The sequence below is a fragment of the Ruegeria sp. C8 genome (assembly GCF_056537565.1).
Window position 1 is genome coordinate 43,399 of record NZ_JBQFRV010000019.1, and the last position, 18,686, is coordinate 62,084.

An 18,686-nucleotide genomic window follows, 5' to 3' on the forward strand; every position below is an offset into this window, starting at 1 on the left:
CGTCCTCAATACGGCGACCATAAGAATAGCAACGCGTGAGGCGGAATGCCGTCCACGCCAGCCGACCAACAGGGGCTAACATGGGACTTTTCATTTTAAGGCGTGTGGGGATTATGCTGCTGACAGCATTGTGCCTGACATTCCTGGTTTTTTTCCTCACCAATCTCTACCCGAACCTGGAAAAGCTAGCGAAAACGCAGGGCAATTTCCGGATGTCGGATGAACAGGTCGAGAGCTTTTTGGAAAAAGGCGGATATCTTCAGTCGACGCCCATAAAATACGGTGAATGGCTGGGCGTTCTGCCCTCATACCGGCACACGAATGAAGACGGCACTGTTCAGGGCCGATGCATTCTACCCGGCAAAACCGCCGAAGAGTCTCCTAATTTCTGCGGCATCCTTCAGGGCTACTGGGGGTATTCGACGGTCTTCAAAGAAGAAGTCGGGACAGTCGTCGGCACCCGGCTGGCTTTGACAGGCCGACTGATGTTCTGGGTGATGCTGTTGATGGTTCCCTCGGCGCTGATCCTTGGCATTCTGGCTGGGATGAAAGAAGGGTCGGCCACGGACCGGACGTTGTCTACCTTTGCCATTACAACGACCGCGACGCCGGAATATGTCTCGGGTGTGATCTTCATCGCGATCTTCACGTCATCCGCTGTGGGCCTGAAATGGTTCAAGGGCACGGCGACGCAAGCGATGGAGAACCCGACGTTCGAGAACTTCTTCTTACCGGTGCTAACGATCGCGCTTTACGGGATGGGCTATATCGCCCGCATGACCCGCGCCTCGATGACCGAGGTGATGACGGCGCAATATATCCGCACCGCGCGCCTCAAAGGTGTCTCGTTCCCGAATATCGTCATGAAACACGCGCTGCGGAACGCTCTGATCGCGCCGTTCACCGTCATCATGTTGCAGTTCCCATGGCTGCTGAATGGCGTGGTGATCGTCGAGACCCTGTTCAACTACAAGGGCTTTGGCTGGGCACTGGTGCAGGCGGCGGGGAACAATGACATCCAGCTCTTGCTGGCGATCTCGGTCGTGTCGGTCTTCGTGGTTCTGGTGACGCAGCTGATCTCGGATATCGGCTATGTCTACCTCAACCCGCGCATTCGCATTTCTTAAGGGAGGGTCAGATCATGGAACCACTTACCTGGACCGGCTCTATCGCCTTCCTCAACCCGTTACTCGCGCTGGCACTGGGTGTCATGGCCCTGTCCATCGTCGTCTGGATGCTGGCCAGCATTGTGCTGCCCGAGGATCAGATGACGGTGAACCCTGACGGAACATTGACGTCAAGCTCGGGCCTGCGAAACATGATCCAAGCCGCGCTGCGCTATAGCTTTATGGCCAGCGTTGCGATCGCGGTCGCCTATGTCGTGCTGGGCATCCTGATGGGTACCAGCGCCGGGATCATTGGTGCGATTTCGCAGCAATTTCTACCAGTCTGGCTGTCGCTTATCATCCTGTATGCGATGTCAATCGCGTTCAAACGCAAGCTGGGTCTTTACGGCAAGCTTTTCGACAGCCCAATCGGCATGATCGGCTTTGGCCTTGTGATGTTCTGGGTCTTTACCGGCATCTTCGGCGCGCTTGATCTGATCGTGACACATGACCCGCTGGCACAGATCTCGGGGATGAAAAACAAGGTGCCCGGTACGCCGTTGCCCAATCTGGAGGACGGCCAATACGCCTGGTACCTTTTGGGCGGAGACAATCTGGCCCGCGACGTATTCAGCCGGATGGTCAAGGGAGCGTGGATCGTGGTGCAGATCGCTCCGCTTGCCACGATGTTTGCCTTTATGGTTGGGATCACACTTGGCCTGCCTGCCGGGTACTATGGTGGTCGCCTGGATACGCTGTTGTCGTTCCTTGCAAACCTGATCCTCGCCTTCCCTGTGATCCTGCTGTTCTACCTGTTGGTGACACCCGAGATCGTGGCCACCGGTGTGCCGAATTATATGGCGGCAATACTGTTTGTCTTCCCGATCATCTTCCTCGGTGTCCTGCTGAATTCGCGCTACTACACGCGTCCGAATTTCCGAACACCTCTGCTGATCGGGGTCCTAGGCGTGGCGCTGTGGTTCTACTTGTCGCTGATTTCGACCGGAGGCTACATCATCAGCACAGACAGCTACCGCGTCTGGGGTCTGCCGACCTATCTGGATTTGTTCGACATTCCGGGCGGTATTCTGGTCGTGTTCGTTTCGGTGGTCTTCGTGAACTCTCCCACGGTGTTCCGCATCGTGCGCGGGTTGGCGCTGGATATCAAAACCCGCGACTACGTCGCTGCGGCCCAGACGCGTGGTGAGGGTCCGTGGTACATCATGCTTTGGGAGATTCTGCCCAACGCGCGTGGTCCGCTGATCGTCGATTTCTGTCTTCGGATTGGCTATACAACCATCCTTCTGGGGACCTTGGGTTTCTTCGGGCTGGGCTTGCCGCCCGAAAGCCCGGACTGGGGCTCGACGATCAACGAAGGGCGCAAGCTGCTCTCGATCTACCTGCACCCTGCCCTTCCGCCTGCTTTGGCACTGTTGTCCCTGGTTCTGGGTTTGAACCTGCTGGCAGACGGTCTGCGCGAAGAAAGTCTGAAGGACTGATGTGATCTAGGCCGGGGGTTCTGCCCCCGGACCCCCGAGGTATTTTTAGCCAGATGAAGGGGATCCCCCGGACTCTCGCGAGGAGTAACAAGATGAACAAACTGGCGGACTATGACGGGCCTATTCTAGAGATCGACAAACTTTCGATTTCGTTTTTCACCCGGCTGAGAGAAATTCCCGCCGTTATGGATTTCTCGGTCAGTGTGCAACCTGGTGAGGCTGTCGGATTGGTTGGTGAATCCGGCTGCGGCAAGTCTACGGTGGCGCTGGGTGTCATGCAGGATCTGGGCAAGAACGGGCGCATCGTCGGCGGCTCGATCAAGTTCAAGGGGCGCGATCTCGGTGAGATGACTACCGAGGAACTGCGCGACATTCGCGGCAATGAGATCGCAATGATCTATCAGGAGCCCATGGCATCCCTGAACCCGGCAATGAAGATCGGCAAGCAGTTGATGGAAGTGCCGATGATCCATGAAGGCGTCGGTCAGGAAGAGGCTTATGCGCGTGCGCTGGAGGTGGTCACCGATGTGCGCCTGCCAGACCCTGAACGGATGCTGAACTCATTCCCGCACCAGTTGTCGGGCGGTCAGCAGCAGCGGATCGTCATTGCGATGGCGTTGATGTCGAAGCCTGCCCTTTTGATTTTGGACGAACCCACCACAGCGCTCGACGTGACCGTTGAGGCGGCCGTGGTCGAACTGGTTAAAGATCTGGGCAAGAAATACGGCACCTCGATGCTGTTTATCTCGCACAACCTTGGGCTGGTTCTGGAAACCTGCGACCGCTTGTGCGTGATGTATTCGGGCGAAGCGGTCGAGCGCGGGTCGATCCACGATGTGTTCGACGAGATGCAGCACCCTTATACACAGGCGCTGTTCCGGTCGATCCCCCTGCCTGGTGCCGACAAGAACGCGCGCCCGCTGGTGGCTATTCCAGGGAACTTCCCTCTGCCGCATGAACGTCCGCCGGGATGTAACTTTGGCCCGCGTTGCGACTATTTCGAAGAAGGCCGCTGTGACGCTCAGAACATCCTCATGGAGGCGGTGCCGGGCAATGATCGCCACCACACGCGCTGTCTGAAGTTCCAAGAGATCGACTGGAACGCGCCGATCACCGTTGGCGAGCAAAAGGAAAAGGGCGAGATCGGGCGGACCGTTCTGAAGATGGACAACCTCAAGAAATACTATGAGGTGGCGGCCAATGCCCTGTTCGGAGGCGGGACAACCAAAGTGGTCAAGGCCAACGAGACCCTGAGTTTTGAGGCTCATGAATCCGAGACCCTGGCCATCGTCGGCGAATCCGGTTGCGGTAAGTCCACCTTCGCCAAAGTTCTGATGGGGCTTGAAACGGCGACCGACGGGCAAATCCTGTTGGACAACCGCAATATCGAGGCCGTGCCGATCGAGGAACGCGACGCCAAGACCGTGGGTGAAGTGCAGATGGTGTTCCAGAACCCGTTTGACACTCTGAACCCCTCCATGACTGTCGGGCGACAGATCATCCGCGCGCTTGAGATCTTCGGGGTCGGCAATTCCGAGGCTGAGCGCAAGAAGCGCATGCTAGAACTGCTGGATCTAGTGAAACTGCCCCGCGCTTTCGCGGACCGGATGCCGCGACAGCTCTCGGGCGGTCAGAAACAGCGTGTCGGAATCGCGCGCGCCTTTGCGGGTGATGCACGGATCGTGGTGGCGGATGAGCCGGTCTCGGCCTTGGATGTGTCGGTGCAGGCGGCCGTGACCGATCTGCTGATGGAGATCCAGCGCGAACACAAGACCACCTTGCTGTTCATCAGCCATGATCTGTCGATCGTGCGCTATCTCAGCGACCGTGTGATGGTGATGTATCTCGGCCACGTGGTCGAACTGGGAACGACCGATCAGGTCTTCTCGCCCCCGTATCACCCCTACACCGAAGCGCTGCTGAGCGCGGTTCCGATTGCAGATACCTCGATCGAGAAACAGCATATCGTGCTGGAGGGCGATATTCCGTCGGCCATGAACCCACCGCCGGGTTGCCCGTTTCAGACGCGTTGCCGGTGGAAATCCGAGGTGCCGGACGGGCGTTGTGAATCCGATGTCCCGCCTGTGAAGACTCTGGCCGATGGCCATCAGGTCAAATGCCATCTGGCCGAGGATGTTCTGGCCCGAATGGAGCCCGTAATCAAAATCGCTGCGGAATAGGCGCTTGTACGAACTTGAAAGGCCGGTCAATGACCGGCCTTTTTCGTTGAATACTACTGTCAAATTGCGGCGTTCTGCGCCTTATCCGCCCCAGATCACCTTCACGTAATTCTGGGTTTCCGCGTAAGGCGGAATGCCGCCGTGTTTCTCAACGGCCTTTGGACCTGCATTGTAAGCCGCCAGCGCCAAGGGCCACGACTTGAACTTGCGGTATTGCCATGACAGGTACCGCGCGCCGCCTTCCAAGTTCTGCTTGGGGTCATGCGGGTTTACACCCAAAAGCTGGGCCGTCTGCGGCATTAGCTGCGCCAGACCAAGGGCCCCTTTGTGAGATTTCGCTGTGGGGTTCCAGCCACTTTCCTGCTGCACCAGGCGCAAAAACAGCTCTTCCGGGATGTTGTGTTGGCGGGCGGCTTGGCGGGCAAGCTTCAGGTATTCTCCCCGATATTTCCCTGTATAGCGCTTGTCGAACCGCCCCTGCGCCACTTTCGGCTTGAGCCGCTCGGACCCGCGATATTGCGTCGCCGCGCGCGAATCCAACACTTTGGATTGCTTGAGGAAAATGTCTTTTCTATTCTTGGTAGACAGTGTCTGGGCCTGCACCGGGGCCGTGGTCAGCAGCAGACACACACCGACAAAACCTAAAACCAAAGACCGCATAAATGCCTATCCTGCCCGATCCAAAAACAAGCGGAGTATATGGTCCCGCCGCTTGAATTAAAAGCGTGCAGAACGGGGCAAGCAGATTCTTGTCCGACACTGTGTCATCAACGTGTTTTCACCCTGATGCAGGCCGTATAGGGTCTCTGGCATATTCAGCGCCAGATTCGGCGCATGCAGATCAATACAGAACGGGGAACTACATGGCGGGTTCAGTTAACAAGGTCATTCTGATCGGCAATCTTGGTGCCGACCCTGAGGTGCGGTCGTTCCAGAATGGCGGGAAAGTGTGCAACCTGCGCGTTGCAACATCCGAGACATGGAAAGATCGCAACACCGGTGAACGCCGGGACCGCACGCAATGGCATCAGGTCGCCATCTTTTCTGAACCGCTGGTTCGGGTGGCAGAACAATACCTGCGCAAAGGCAGCAAGGTTTACATCGAAGGCCAGCTTGAAACCCGCAAGTGGCAGGATCAGTCGGGCCAGGATCGATACACGACCGAAGTTGCCCTGCGTCCCTATCGCAGCGAACTGACGATGCTGGACAGCCGCGGCGAAGGCAGTGGCGGCGGCTATGGTGGCGGTCAGTCGGGCGGCTATAGCGGTGGTCAAGCCGGTGGCGGCTATGGCGATCCTTATGGCGCACCGTCCAGCTCTCCTGCCCCTGCATCCGGCGGAATCGACGACGACGAGATTCCGTTCTAAACGAAACGGAGACACAACATGGCATGGTCCTTCGCTCTCGGCCGACTTCTCGGGTCCGAACTGAGGGTCCATGTCACCTTTTTCCTGTTGTTGGCCTGGGTCGGATTTGCGGCCTATTCCAGCGGAGGTTGGCCCGCTGCGATCGAGAACCTGATTTTCGTGCTGGCCCTGTTCGCCTGTGTCGTGGCGCATGAGTTCGGTCACGCCCTGATGGCGCGCCGCTTCGGCATCAAAACCCCTGACATCACCCTGTTGCCCATCGGCGGTCTGGCCCGGTTGGAGCGTATGCCGGAAAAACCGATGCAAGAGGTCTGGGTGGCTCTTGCCGGTCCGGCAGTGAACGTCGCGATCTGGTTGGTTCTGGTGGGGTTTGGTGCGGGGATGCCCTTTGAGACGATTAGCCAGATAGAATCCGCAAATATCGGGATGCTGGATCGTCTCGCCTATATCAATCTTCTGCTTGCCGCGTTCAACATGATCCCCGCCTTCCCGATGGATGGTGGTCGCGTTTTCCGAGCCCTCCTCTGCCTTCGTCTGGACCGGGTCACAGCCACGCGCGTCGCTGCGCTAAGCGGTCAGATGCTTGCCGTAGGGCTCGGGTTTTACGGGCTTAGCTCGGGCAACCCGATCCTCGTTGTGATTGCGGTTTTTGTGTTCTTCGCGGCCAATGCGGAAAGTCAGGATGTTGCGCTGCGCTCGGCCACGCGGCATGTTTTGGCGCGCGATGCGATGATCACCGAATTCCACGCGCTGTCACCTCAGGACACGTTGAATACTGCCGCGCAGGCCGTGATCCATACAACGCAACATGAGTTTCCGGTTCTGGACGACAACGGCCACCTTCAGGGCTTCGTGACCCGCGACCACCTGTTCAAGGCGCTGGCCGGCGACCACCCACGCTCTGACCCCACCGTTTCGATCATGGAGCGTAACATCCCGCAGGTCGGCTTGACCGCTGGATTGGCAAAGGTTTTGGACGGGTTGCACAAAGGCGCGCCGGCGGTCGCCGTGATCAATCGCACCGGGCTTATGATCGGCTATATTACCCGCGAAAACATCGGTGAGTTGATGGTGATCCGAGGACGCTGACCGCCCTCGTCAGACGGTTGCCAACGCATCTTCCAGCACCGATAGGACGGCCTCACGCGGGACATCCGAGGTGACAAAGGCCTGACCGATCCCTCGCGCCAAAATGAAACGCAACTGACCGTCGATCACCTTTTTATCCTGCGCCATCAGGTCCACCAAGGCCTCGGCTCCGGGAAGATCACCGGGAATATCGGCCAGATCGGTTTTCATCCCCATGGTCTTCAAATGCGCCCGAACACGGCTTGGGTCTTCCTGCGAACACAGGCCTAGCCGTGCCGACAATTCAAAGGCCAGCGCACAACCGATGGCCACGCCTTCGCCATGCAGCAGCCGGTCGGAATAGCCCGTCGCGGCCTCCAACGCGTGGCAGAATGTGTGCCCGAGGTTCAAAAGCGCGCGATCGCCCTGCTCGGTCTCGTCGCGTGCGACAATGTCAGCTTTCATCTGAACCGAGCGTGTCACGGCACGCACCCGCGCGGCCATATCGCCTGAGGAGACATCGGTCCCATTCCCTTCAAGCCATTCGAAGAAATCGGCGTCGCCCAGCAGCCCGTATTTGACCACCTCTCCATAGCCAGACAGGAAATCACGCTGGGTCATCGTGCCCAGAACCGAGGTGTCAGCCAGCACCAAGGAGGGTTGATGAAACGCTCCGATCAGGTTCTTGCCCTGCGGCGCGTTGATCCCGGTTTTACCTCCGACCGAACTGTCGACTTGCGCCAGCAACGAGGTCGGGATTTGAACGAAACGCACGCCACGGCGCAGCACAGCGGCAGCGAAACCTGCGAGGTCCCCGATCACTCCTCCACCAAGGGCGATGACGATGTCCCGCCGTTCGACCTTTTCGGCCAGAAGCCATTCAACCGCGCGTTCAAAATGCGGCCAGCTTTTGGTCGCCTCACCTGCGGGCAAAGCCAGTGAGGACATCTCGATCCCCGCGGCCGCAAGCCCGTCGCGCAGGGCCTCAAGATGCAAGGCCGCGACGTTCTCGTCAGTCAGAACCGCAACCTTCGGACGGTGCAGCAAAGGTGCGATCCGCGCGCCGGATTGCGCCAGCAAATCTGGGCCAATCTCGACATCATACGAGCGTTCGCCCAATTCCACATGTACGGTTTGATGCATCTAATTTCGTTCCAAAACATCGGGTCGCGCCAACAGGGCGTCGACCACGCGGTCTACCATATTGTCGATCGAGGTCTCCCCGTCCGAGGCCACCGTCAGATCAGCCTCGGCATAGACCGGCACACGTGCCTCGTACAGCGCCTTCAACGTCGCATAGGGATCGTCCGTCCTCAGCAATGGGCGGGTATCCTTGTGCCGCACCCGGTTCCACAACACATCCAGATCGGCCCGCAACCAAACCGAGGCACCCCGTTCGGTGATCATGTCGCGGTTGCCCTCGGACAGAAACGCGCCGCCACCCGTTGATAGAATACCTTTCTGCTCATCCAGCAAGCGACCGATAACCTGGGTTTCCTTGGCGCGAAAAAACGGCTCTCCGTCGCGCTGGAAAATCTCGGGGATGGTCATATTGGCGGCTGATTCGATCTCGGCGTCGCTATCGAGGAAAGGAACACCCAGCCGCACGGCCAATGCGCGACCCACAGCCGTCTTTCCGGCCCCCATCATGCCCACAAGAACAACGGTTTTGTGCAGATCAAACCGGCCCTGTGTGCCTGCCGCGTGTGTGTTATGCTTAATTTCGCTCATTTAACCGTGAATGACGTGATCTTAAGAAAAATGCCAGTTATAACTTGGTCAAAACCAAAAATTGAGGCAGCGTGGCGCCATGGGCCGTCTGATCAAGTTCCTGATATATATTGTTTGCCTGGCCTTCATCGGGCTGGTGACCTACGCCTACGTGGGTCCTTATTTCGGCGCCGATTTCTCGGCCCCGCAAAGCGAAATCCGTGAACCGGTCACGTTGGATGTCGATTAAGCAAGTGTTGGTCGCGCTGTCTCTGGCCGGAGCAGCGCAAGCGCAGCAGCCGCTGACTGCGATTGATTGGCTGAACGACCCGCCCGAGAACCTGCCGGGAACTGTGCTGCTGGAACCTCCGGTCGCACAGAACGGAGGCCAGCCCGTGGTTGAGGTCACGCCTCTGGACGCGCTGTCGCAGCCGATCGGTCTGGTGTCGTCGAGTGTAACCGGGCTACCCGTCGACCTCTGGCATGGCAGCGACCCCGAGCGGATTTCAGAACTGATTGCTCGCATCCCGGTCAAGCACAACCCGGCCATGCAGCGCCTGCTGTTCACCCTTCTTCTGTCCGAGGCCCGCGCGCCCGGCGGTGCGTCTGGGGAAGAAACACTATTGCTGGCGCGTCTGGACCGACTGATGCAGCTCGGCGCGGCGGACCCGGCGCAGTCACTGGTACAACTCGCCGGTCCAACGGACACGCAGGCCCGGTTCGAACGCTGGTTTGATGCAACGCTTTTGACTGGAGACGAAGATCGCAGCTGCACGGCGCTGATTGCCCAGCCCAACCTATCCAAGGACTATGCGGCCCAGATCTTCTGCAAGGCCCGCCGGGGGGATTGGCCTTCTGCCGCTTTGACGCTTGAGGCCGCCCACGCGCTAGAGCTGTTGCCGCCTGAGGAACTGGACCTCCTCGACCGTTTCCTCAACCCCGACATTTTTGAGGACGCGCCTTACCTGCCGCAACCCGAGGACCCGGATCCGCTGAGCTTCAGGCTGTTTGAGGCCATTGGGGAGCGTTTGCCCTCAACCCCTCTGCCGCGGGCCTTTGCCAATGCTGATCTGCGCGATGTGGCAGGCTGGAAGGCGCAGATCGAAGCCGCTGAACGCCTGACCCGCATTGGCGCGCTGACTCCAAACCAGTTGCTTGGTCTTTACACCGAGCGTTCTCCGGCGGCATCAGGTGCCGTCTGGGATCGGGTGGCCGCTGTGCAGCAGTTCGAAACCGCCCTTGAAACCGGCAATATCGAGGCGATCAGCAAGACCCTCCCCCTCGTCTGGAAACAAATGCGCAGCGTCGGGCTTGAAGTACCTTTTGCAGATCTTTTCGCCGAACGCCTCTATAGGGTCGAATTGCAGGGGGCCGATGTGGAAGCCCTGCGCTGGCGTATCCTGATGCTCTCGGATTTCTATGAACGCGCCGCGATGCAAGCGCCGGACACAGCAGTTGAGACGCAGTTCCTGGCGGCCTTGGCGCAGGGTGATCCGGGCCGCGCTGTCTCGCCGTCGCCTTTGGCAGATGCGGTCGCTCAAGGGTTCGCCTGGGCCGCTCCGGTGCCGTCGGATATCGAGGCCTTACTGGACAATGGCCAACTCGGCGAGGCGATTTTGGAGGCGATGCAGCTGTTTGCCCACGGCGCGCGCGGCAATCTGGTGGACATGACTGCAGCCATCGCGGCCTTCCGTCGTGTCGGGCTAGAGGAAACCGCCCGCCGCGCTGCGCTGAACCTACTGATCCTGAACGAGCGTGGATGATGAGCGGTCCAGCATCAGATGAGCTGTGGATTTCGACTTTCCTGCAAGCGCAGGCCGCCGAATTGGGCGCGGCCACCAATACTCTCCTGGCCTATGGTCGCGACCTGAAGGATTTCGCCGCGTGGCTGGAGCATCGAAAAACCAGTTTCGAGCAGGCCGATCGTGACAGGATCGAAGCCTATCTGATCGATTGCGATGCGCAGGGTCTGTCCCGCGCGACCCGCGCCCGGCGGTTGTCGGCGATCAAACAACTCTACCGGTTCGCGTTCGAAGAAGGCTGGCGCGAGGCCAACCCGGCCATTCAGATCAAAGGCCCGGGCCGAAAGAAGCAGCTGCCCAAGACGCTGGACGTCCCCGAAGTCGACCGCTTGCTCGAGGCTGCCCGCCAGACCGGACGCAGCCCGGCCGACCGTATCCGTAACACCTGCCTGATGGAGCTTCTCTACGCGACCGGAATGCGGGTGACGGAGTTGGTCTCCCTGCCCGTCTCGTCGGCGCGTGGTGATCCCCGCATGTTGCTGGTTCTAGGCAAGGGCGGCAAAGAGAGGATGGTTCCGCTATCCCCCCCGGCCCGCGATGCGCTGGCCGTTTGGCTTGAAGAGCGGGACAAGGCCGAGGATGCAACTGTTGAAAAAGGTGGCACCCGATCAAAATTCCTGTTCCCGTCGCGGGGCAAATCCGGGCACCTGACCCGGCACAGGTTTTTTTTGCTGGTCAAAGAACTGGCGGTTCAGGGCGGTGTCTCGCCCGAAAAGGTCACGCCGCATACGTTGCGCCATGCCTTCGCCACCCATCTGCTGGCCAACGGGGCCGACCTGCGCTCAATCCAGACTCTACTGGGTCACGCAGACATCGCGACGACCGAGATCTACACCCATGTGCTGGATGAACGGCTGTCGGAACTGGTGCTGGAACATCACCCGCTCGCGAAAGACAGGGGTAGCAAGGGCTAACCCCTTGATTGCAAGGGTGCGCATCCCCATAACGGGTGCAGAAACACGAACAACCAAGGACCGATGGAACCCACATCCTCTCTGATCGACGGCGCATTCTGGTTTACCACTGGCGCTATCCTGCTTTTGCTTGTCCTTTCGGGCTTTTTCTCAGGCTCAGAAACAGCGCTGACCGCATCGTCCCGAGGAAAGCTGAGGGCGCAGGCCGACAAAGGCTCTCGCGGGGCGCAAAAGGCGCTCGATATCACCGATGACAATGAGAGGCTGATCGGCTCGGTCCTGCTAGGCAACAACCTGGTTAACATCCTCGCGGCCTCGTTGGCGACGGCCCTGTTCACCCGACTGTTCGGCGAAAGCGGCGTGGCGTTGGCGACGCTAGTCATGACCCTACTGGTTCTGATCTTTGCCGAAGTTCTGCCCAAGACCTATGCCATCACCAATTCGGAAAAAGCCGCCTCTGCCGTGGCCCCGATCATCAGCGTCGTCGTCACCGTGTTCTCGCCCATCGTGGCTGCGGTACGCCTGTTGGTCCGCGGCGTCTTGCGCATTTTCGGTGTCCAGATCGACCCCGATAGCAACATCCTCGCCGTGCGCGAGGAAATCGCCGGCGCGTTGCAGCTGGGCCATTCCGAAGGCGTGGTCGAGAAAGAAGACCGCGACCGAATTCTAGGCGCGCTTGATCTGGGCGACCGTGCGGTTGAAGAGATCATGCTCCACCGCTCGAACATCGAGATGATCGATGCCGATGCAGAGCCAGATGCCATTCTGGAGCAATGCCTGCAAAGCCGCCACACCCGCCTGCCCGTCTTCCGTGACGAGCCCGAGAACATCATTGGCGTGGTTCACGCCAAAGATCTGTTCCGCGCGATGTATGCGCAGGTCGGCGGATCCGAGAGTAACTCGGACCGTTTGGCCGGGTTCGACATCACCAAAGTCGCCAACGATCCTTATTTCGTGCCGGAAACCACCACTCTGGACGACCAGATGCGAGAGTTCCTGCGCATTCGCAGCCACTTTGCCCTAGTGGTCGACGAATACGGATCGCTGCGCGGCCTGATCACTCTCGAGGACATTCTGGAAGAAATCGTTGGTGAAATCGCCGACGAGTTCGACATCGAGGAAGAGGTTCCCGTCACCCGCACCGAGGATGGCCAGTTTCTGGTCGAAGGCGCCATGACCATCCGCGACGTCAACCGCGCCCTCGACTGGTCCCTGCCAGATGAAGAGGCGAACACCGTCGCTGGCCTTGTGATACATGAGGCGCAGATGATCCCCGTGGTCGGTCAGGTGTTTTCCTTCCATGGGTTCCGGTTCGAGGTCACCGCGCGCGAGGGCAACCGGGTGACGGAGCTGAAGATCAGACCTCTCTAGGGTCAGGACCCATTCATCTTGCACCACTGGTTTGACTGATTTTGGTTCTGACGAGGCACTTCTCTGAAGGAATAGTGGTTCTATTTCAAAGGGAAGTAACGCAGCTCAGAAGCAAAATCAGTCAAATCCTTCGGACGTGCAAACCGCTGCAAAGCAGCGGCTTTGACCGCTTGGAATTGACGTCGCCAGTCCCGGCGCGATCAAAACCACTGCTTTTTTGCCGTTCACACGCCAGAGGCCCAAGATGAATGGGTCCTGACCCTAGCGCCGGACGACGTGCACGACATTTTTTGTCGTTTTTATACTTGCGCCTCCGGAGCCTCCGGTCAGACTTCCAGAAAATCTGGGAGTCTTTCATGAAACTGCAAACCCGCGTGGCGGTCATTGGGGGCGGCGTTGTTGGCTGCTCGGTTCTGTATCACCTGACCAAACTGGGGTGGTCCGACGTCATGCTGCTGGAACGGTCCGAACTGACCTCGGGCTCGACCTGGCACGCGGCGGGCGGGTTTCACACGCTGAACGGCGACACCAACATGGCGGCGCTGCAGGGCTATACGATCCGTCTGTACAAAGAGCTGGAAGAAATCACCGGCATGTCCTGCGGGTTACACCATGTTGGCGGGGTGACGCTGGCCGACAATCAGGATCGGTTCGACATGCTGCTAGCCGAACGCGCCAAGCATCGCTTCATGGGGCTGGAAACCGAAATCGTCGGCCCGGATGAGATCAAGAAAATCGCGCCGATCACCAATACCGACGGCATTATCGGCGCGCTTTACGATCCGCTGGATGGGCATCTGGACCCATCGGGCACCACCCATGCCTATGCCAAGGCAGCCCGCATGGGTGGAGCGACGATCGAAACCCATTGCATGGTGCACGAAACCAACCAACGCGCGGATGGCACCTGGGATGTGGTCACCGACAAGGGCACGATCCACGCCGAACATATCGTCAACGCAGGCGGTCTCTGGGCGCGTGAGGTCGGTGCAATGGCGGGCATCTATTTCCCTCTGCACCCGATGGAGCATCAATACTTGGTCACCGACTCGATCCCTCAGATCGAGGCCATCATAGACGCGGGTGGAGAGCATCCGCATGTGATGGATCCTGCCGGCGAGAGCTATCTGCGGCAGGAGGGGCGTGGCCTGTGCATCGGGTTCTACGAACAACCCTGCAAGCCTTGGGCCGTCGACGGAACTCCGTGGGAGTTCGGGCATGAGCTGCTGCCCGATGATTTTGACAAGATCACCGACAGTATCGAGTTCGCCTACAAGCGCTTCCCCGTTCTGGCCGAGGCCGGGGTGAAATCGGTGATCCACGGCCCGTTCACCTTTGCGCCCGATGGCAATCCTCTGGTCGGTCCGGTGCCCGGGATGCGCAATTATTGGTCCGCTTGCGGCGTCATGGCCGGATTCAGCCAGGGCGGCGGCGTTGGCCTGACGCTGGCGCAATGGATGATCGAAGGCGAGCCGGAGCGCGACGTCTTCGCCATGGACGTGGCCCGGTTCGGCGACTGGATCAGCCCGGGCTATACCCGCCCGAAGGTCATTGAGAACTATCAGAAACGGTTCAGCGTCGCCTACCCGAACGAGGAACTGCCCGCCGCACGCCCCAATCGCACCACGCCAATGTATGACATCTTCAGCGATCTGGGCGCGGTGTGGGGTCAGCAATATGGGCTGGAGGTGCCGAATTATTTCGCGCAAGGTGATGAGCCGGGTTATGAGACGCCCTCGTTCCGGCGCTCGGACGCGTTTGACGCCACGGGGCGCGAAGTCCGCGCTGTCCGCGAAGGCGTAGGAATCAACGAGGTCCACAATTTCGGTAAGTATCGCATATCGGGCCCGAATGCCCGCGCGTGGCTGGATCGGATCATGGCGGGGCGCATCCCTCAGCCGGGTCGCGTCTCCCTGACCCCGATGCTGTCGTCCAAAGGTAAGCTGATCGGTGATTTTACCGTGTCTTGCCTGAGTCAGACTGAATTCCGCCTGACTGCCTCATACGGTAGCCAAGCCTATCACATGCGTTGGTTTCAGCAGAACGCCGCCGAGGGCGTCTCAATCAGTAATATCAGCGACCAGCTGAATGGCTTCCAAATCGCTGGCCCTAGTGCAACTGAGGTTCTGGCCGCCTGCACGCGCGAGGATGTCTCGACCCTCCGGTTCCTCGACGTGCGCCAGATGACGATCGGCATGACGGATTGCCTCGTGCAGCGGGTCAGCTACACCGGCGATCTGGGCTATGAGATCTATTGCGATCCAATGGCGCAACGACAGCTCTGGTGGACTTTGTGGGAGGCCGGACAGCCCCATGGGATAGTGCCTTTCGGAATGCGCGCCATGATGTCCTTGCGTCTGGACAAGTTCTTTGGCTCGTGGATGCGAGAGTTCTCACCAGACTACACAGCCGCAGAAACGGGGTTAGATCGGTTCATTTCGTTCTCCAAAAACACCGACTTCATTGGTCGAGCAACGGCCGAGGCAGAGCGGCATAACGGTACGACTCGCAAGCTGATCGCCTTCGAGGTCGAGGCAGAAGATGCGGATGTGAACGCGTACGAGCCGATCTGGCTGGACGGCAAAGTCGTTGGTTTTTGCACCTCAGGCGGCTATTCCCACTATGCCCAAACCTCGGTCGCGATGGGGTTCCTTCCGACGGACCGTATCAAAGGCGGGCTGGAGGTTCAGATCGAAATCCTCGGTCAGATGCGGACCGCGCGGGTGATCTCCACCCCACTGTTTGATCCTGAGGGCGACCGAATGAGGGGCTGACAACGCAGCAAGTGGACGGCATGTTGCCCCTATGACAGACATACCCATCATACTGCTTGCGGCAGGGCAATCTCGGCGCATGCGCGGTGCAGATAAGCTGCTTCAAGCGGTCGACGACATGCCCCTTTTGCGGCGATCTGCCATGACAGCCTTGGAAGTCGGACCGGTGATCGTTGCGCTTCCTCCACGCCCTCATGCGCGTTACGACGCGCTGGGTGGTTTGGATTTGCGGAAGGTCCCAATTGCGGATTCTGCAGAAGGCATGAACGTCAGCCTGCGCGGCGCGTTGGCCCAGGTGGATGCCGCTGCGCCGGCTGTCATGGTGCTGCTGGCGGATTTGCCTGAGCTGACCGCGAATGACCTAAGAGCCGTGAAGAACGCGAGACGCGCCAATCCCGATAATCTGATCTGGCGCGGGGCCACGTCGGCTGACAAGCCTGGCCATCCCGTTATCTTTGATCGTCAGCTTTTTCCAGAACTTCGGAAACTGACCGGAGATCAAGGTGCCCAATCCGTCATTCGCGCGCACAAGGACAAGGCACACCTGACACGTCTTCCCGGTGAAAATGCCCTGCTTGACCTCGACACACCCGAGGCATGGGCAGACTGGCTCAGAAAACGAGGGTCGTAAACGAACACGACCCGGTCGTTAAAGACCGGGTCGTGTGCCCAAAACAGGACTACCACTTTCAGCAATCAATAAAGCTAAACCAAATCACCTATACAGGTGGTTAGGCGTACAGCAGCTAAAACCTAAACAAGACCCCCTCGTTAACATGCCACCAGCGCTTTAAGACTGAGCAAGCCACGGGCACCCCCTAGTGCCTTTGGCTCCCCCTCACTTGGGCATGTTTATATTTGCTGATCCGATCCTTCGAAACAACGTAAAATTAGAAGAAACGGTTAACTAGGGACGTCTCAGTTTGGTTTTTGGGCAACATCCCGTCGCGTCAAGATCAACCTTAAGGGGATTTCCGTTGGCAGAAGCATTGAAAACGGTCCGATTAAACGTGGTCTTATTCAATAATAACCATGTAATTGCAAGAATATAGTTTACATCGCCAGAATATTTTTCGGCTACCTTCTACTCTAGGTAGAGTGACTAAAAACGCCGCCAAACGATCCGCCGTTTGTTCATGCTCAATATTCAATTCAACCAAATTCAAAGTTTGACAGCCAATTCAGCAACAATCCTCCGATTCGCAGTGCGTCAGCAGGCCTGAATCCGCGAATCCCAACAGCGCTCCGCCGACACGGAACAATTGCTTTGTGGCAAAATTAAGTTTTCTTAATTCATCAGTCAGGAAAGACACAGATTGAAGGTTCATTTGCTGTTTCAACGCGCGCCTCAATTCGCGCGACGTGAACAGGAGACAAAAAATGAGCATCCGTAAATCCTCAGTACTTTTTCCGCGCAAATCCAGCTGGGTTGGCGCCAGTGCCTTAGGCGCAGCCCTTCTGGCCACAACGGCCCTGCCCTCGATGGCTGATGAAGCGCTGGCCGATCTGGTCGAGACGGTCTCGCCTTCGGTCGTGACCATTATTGCCGAACAGGACGCGGTCGCGACGCCTGCTCGGGGTCAGGACTTTGATCTGGAAAACCATCCCTTTGGTGAGTTCTTCAAAAGGTTCGGCGCGCCCGAAGGCTTCGACATGCCGAAGCGCGGTCCGTCCCAGGGTTTGGGCTCCGGCTTTGTACTGGATGCCGAGGGCTACATCGTCACCAATCATCACGTGGTCGACAATGCCTCGACCATCACAGTCCGTCTGAGCGACGACCGCACTTATGACGCCGAGGTCGTCGGCACCGACCCGTTAACCGATATCGCCGTCCTGAAGATCGAGCCTGAGGCTGAGCTGCAAGCGGTGACTCTGGGTGACAGCGACGTGATCCGTGTCGGTGAAGACGTCGTGGCCATCGGCAATCCCTTCGGTCTGAGTTCCACCGTCACCACCGGCATCGTGTCCGCCAAAGGGCGCAATATTTCGCAAGGACCATACGCCGAATTCATCCAAACCGATGCCGCCATCAACAAAGGCAATTCGGGTGGCCCACTTTTCAACATGGAGGGCGAGGTTATCGGCGTGAATTCAGCCATTTACTCGCCAAGCGGCGGTTCGGTCGGGTTGGGTTTCGCCGTCACCTCCAACATCGTGGATCACATCACGGCTGATCTGCGCGATGACGGGGAAATCAGCCGCGGTTGGCTGGGTGTTTCGATCCAGAATGTCAGCCCCGAGTTGGCGGCCGCACTGGGCATCGACGCTTCAACCGGCGCACTGGTGTCCGATGTCGTGACCGACAGCCCGGCGGATGGTGTGTTGCAGCAAGGCGATGTGATCCTGAGCTTCAACAATGAGCCCGTGGACAACAGCAGCGACCTGCCGATCCTTGTGGGCACCACCAAAGTGGGCAGCGACAGCGTTCTGACCGTCCTTCGGGATGGCACCGAGCAGCAGCTGGAGCTGACCATCGGCCAACACCAGACTGCATCCGCGCAGAACGACGCGCCCGTCGAGGCCGAGGTCTCGGGCACATCGCTCGGCGTTACCGTTGCCCCTCTGACCGAGGCCGCACGTGCCGAAATGGGTGTAGGCGAAGGGATCGATGGGGTTGTCGTGACCGATCTGAAGCCCGAAAGCCCTGCCGCCAAGGCCGGTTTGCAGCGCGGCGATGTGATCGTCAAGCTGGGCAGCCAGGAAACCGCTTCGCCGGATGCCCTCAAGGCGGCTTTGGACAGCGAGAAGACGGACCCTGCCCTCGTGTTGATCAACCGCGGTGGCAACCAGATCTTCGTGGCGGTTGAAATCGTCTGACCTCAGGCCCGCGCGCGCCACATGATGGGGAGATATGGTGCGCGCCTCCTGGCGGATTGGTTTGTCCGCAATTCGCCG

General features: G+C 58.9%; 15 protein-coding genes. 12 read left to right on the top strand and 3 right to left on the bottom strand.

The window, feature by feature from the left end; genetic code table 11:
* The first annotated feature begins 80 nt into the window (after window positions 1–80).
* From ACR0KL_RS19710 to ACR0KL_RS19720, 3 genes are all read left to right on the top strand, one after another.
* Window positions 81–1,127: an ABC transporter permease gene (locus tag ACR0KL_RS19710; RefSeq protein WP_170376750.1), complete on the top strand. Its 1,047-nt coding sequence runs from the start codon at window positions 81–83 to the stop codon at window positions 1,125–1,127.
* A gap of 14 nt (window positions 1,128–1,141) precedes the next feature.
* A complete protein-coding gene (locus tag ACR0KL_RS19715; RefSeq protein WP_170469726.1) occupies window positions 1,142–2,605 on the top strand; it encodes an ABC transporter permease in 1,464 nt (487 codons plus the stop codon).
* A gap of 92 nt (window positions 2,606–2,697) precedes the next feature.
* Window positions 2,698–4,785: a dipeptide ABC transporter ATP-binding protein gene (locus ACR0KL_RS19720; protein ID WP_170551194.1), complete on the top strand. Its 2,088-nt coding sequence runs from the start codon at window positions 2,698–2,700 to the stop codon at window positions 4,783–4,785.
* 81 nt (window positions 4,786–4,866) lie between these two features.
* Here the strand turns inward: ACR0KL_RS19720 and ACR0KL_RS19725 are convergent, their stop codons facing one another.
* Entirely contained in the window at window positions 4,867–5,445 is a 579-nt protein-coding gene (locus ACR0KL_RS19725; RefSeq protein ID WP_170376744.1) for a lytic transglycosylase domain-containing protein, read from the bottom strand.
* Between the two features lie 203 nt (window positions 5,446–5,648).
* On the opposite strand from ACR0KL_RS19725, the gene ssb reads away from it, so the two are divergent.
* On the top strand, window positions 5,649–6,152 hold the full coding sequence (gene ssb, locus ACR0KL_RS19730; protein WP_170677777.1) for a single-stranded DNA-binding protein: 504 nt from the start codon (window positions 5,649–5,651) through the stop codon (window positions 6,150–6,152).
* 18 nt (window positions 6,153–6,170) lie between these two features.
* Window positions 6,171–7,241 (top strand): site-2 protease family protein, encoded by a 1,071-nt coding sequence (locus tag ACR0KL_RS19735; RefSeq protein ID WP_480777415.1) that lies wholly within the window; start codon window positions 6,171–6,173, stop codon window positions 7,239–7,241.
* Window positions 7,242–7,250: 9 nt separating this feature from the next.
* Here the strand turns inward: ACR0KL_RS19735 and aroB are convergent, their stop codons facing one another.
* Window positions 7,251–8,363 (bottom strand): 3-dehydroquinate synthase, encoded by a 1,113-nt coding sequence (gene aroB / locus ACR0KL_RS19740; protein ID WP_170677773.1) that lies wholly within the window; start codon window positions 8,361–8,363, stop codon window positions 7,251–7,253.
* The gene (locus ACR0KL_RS19745; RefSeq protein ID WP_170677770.1) at window positions 8,364–8,951 is read right to left on the bottom strand and encodes a shikimate kinase; all 588 of its coding nucleotides are present in this window, start codon (window positions 8,949–8,951) and stop codon (window positions 8,364–8,366) included.
* Between the two features lie 79 nt (window positions 8,952–9,030).
* Here ACR0KL_RS19745 and ACR0KL_RS19750 point away from each other — a divergent pair, with 79 nt between their 5' ends.
* The 7 genes from ACR0KL_RS19750 (at window position 9,031) to ACR0KL_RS19780 (ending at window position 18,608) form a co-directional block, all read left to right on the top strand.
* The gene (locus tag ACR0KL_RS19750; protein WP_170677768.1) at window positions 9,031–9,180 is read left to right on the top strand and encodes a hypothetical protein; all 150 of its coding nucleotides are present in this window, start codon (window positions 9,031–9,033) and stop codon (window positions 9,178–9,180) included.
* Window positions 9,170–10,693, top strand: coding sequence for a hypothetical protein (locus tag ACR0KL_RS19755; RefSeq protein WP_480777416.1), 1,524 nt, complete (start codon window positions 9,170–9,172; stop codon window positions 10,691–10,693). The genes ACR0KL_RS19750 and ACR0KL_RS19755 overlap by 11 nt, the downstream gene beginning before the upstream one ends.
* Window positions 10,693–11,646: a tyrosine recombinase gene (locus tag ACR0KL_RS19760; protein WP_480777417.1), complete on the top strand. Its 954-nt coding sequence runs from the start codon at window positions 10,693–10,695 to the stop codon at window positions 11,644–11,646. Before ACR0KL_RS19755 ends, ACR0KL_RS19760 begins: the two co-directional genes overlap by 1 nt.
* 63 nt (window positions 11,647–11,709) lie before the next feature.
* Window positions 11,710–13,017 carry an HlyC/CorC family transporter gene (locus tag ACR0KL_RS19765; RefSeq protein WP_170376728.1) on the top strand — a complete coding sequence of 436 codons (1,308 nt, stop codon included), beginning with the start codon at window positions 11,710–11,712 and terminating at the stop codon, window positions 13,015–13,017.
* A 356-nt stretch (window positions 13,018–13,373) separates the two neighbouring features.
* Window positions 13,374–15,791, top strand: coding sequence for a GcvT family protein (locus tag ACR0KL_RS19770; protein ID WP_480777418.1), 2,418 nt, complete (start codon window positions 13,374–13,376; stop codon window positions 15,789–15,791).
* A 31-nt stretch (window positions 15,792–15,822) separates the two neighbouring features.
* A complete protein-coding gene (locus ACR0KL_RS19775) occupies window positions 15,823–16,422 on the top strand; it encodes a nucleotidyltransferase family protein (protein WP_170677760.1) in 600 nt (199 codons plus the stop codon).
* A 749-nt stretch (window positions 16,423–17,171) separates the two neighbouring features.
* A complete protein-coding gene (locus ACR0KL_RS19780) occupies window positions 17,172–18,608 on the top strand; it encodes a Do family serine endopeptidase (RefSeq protein ID WP_170677758.1) in 1,437 nt (478 codons plus the stop codon).
* Window positions 18,609–18,686 lie beyond the last annotated feature (78 nt).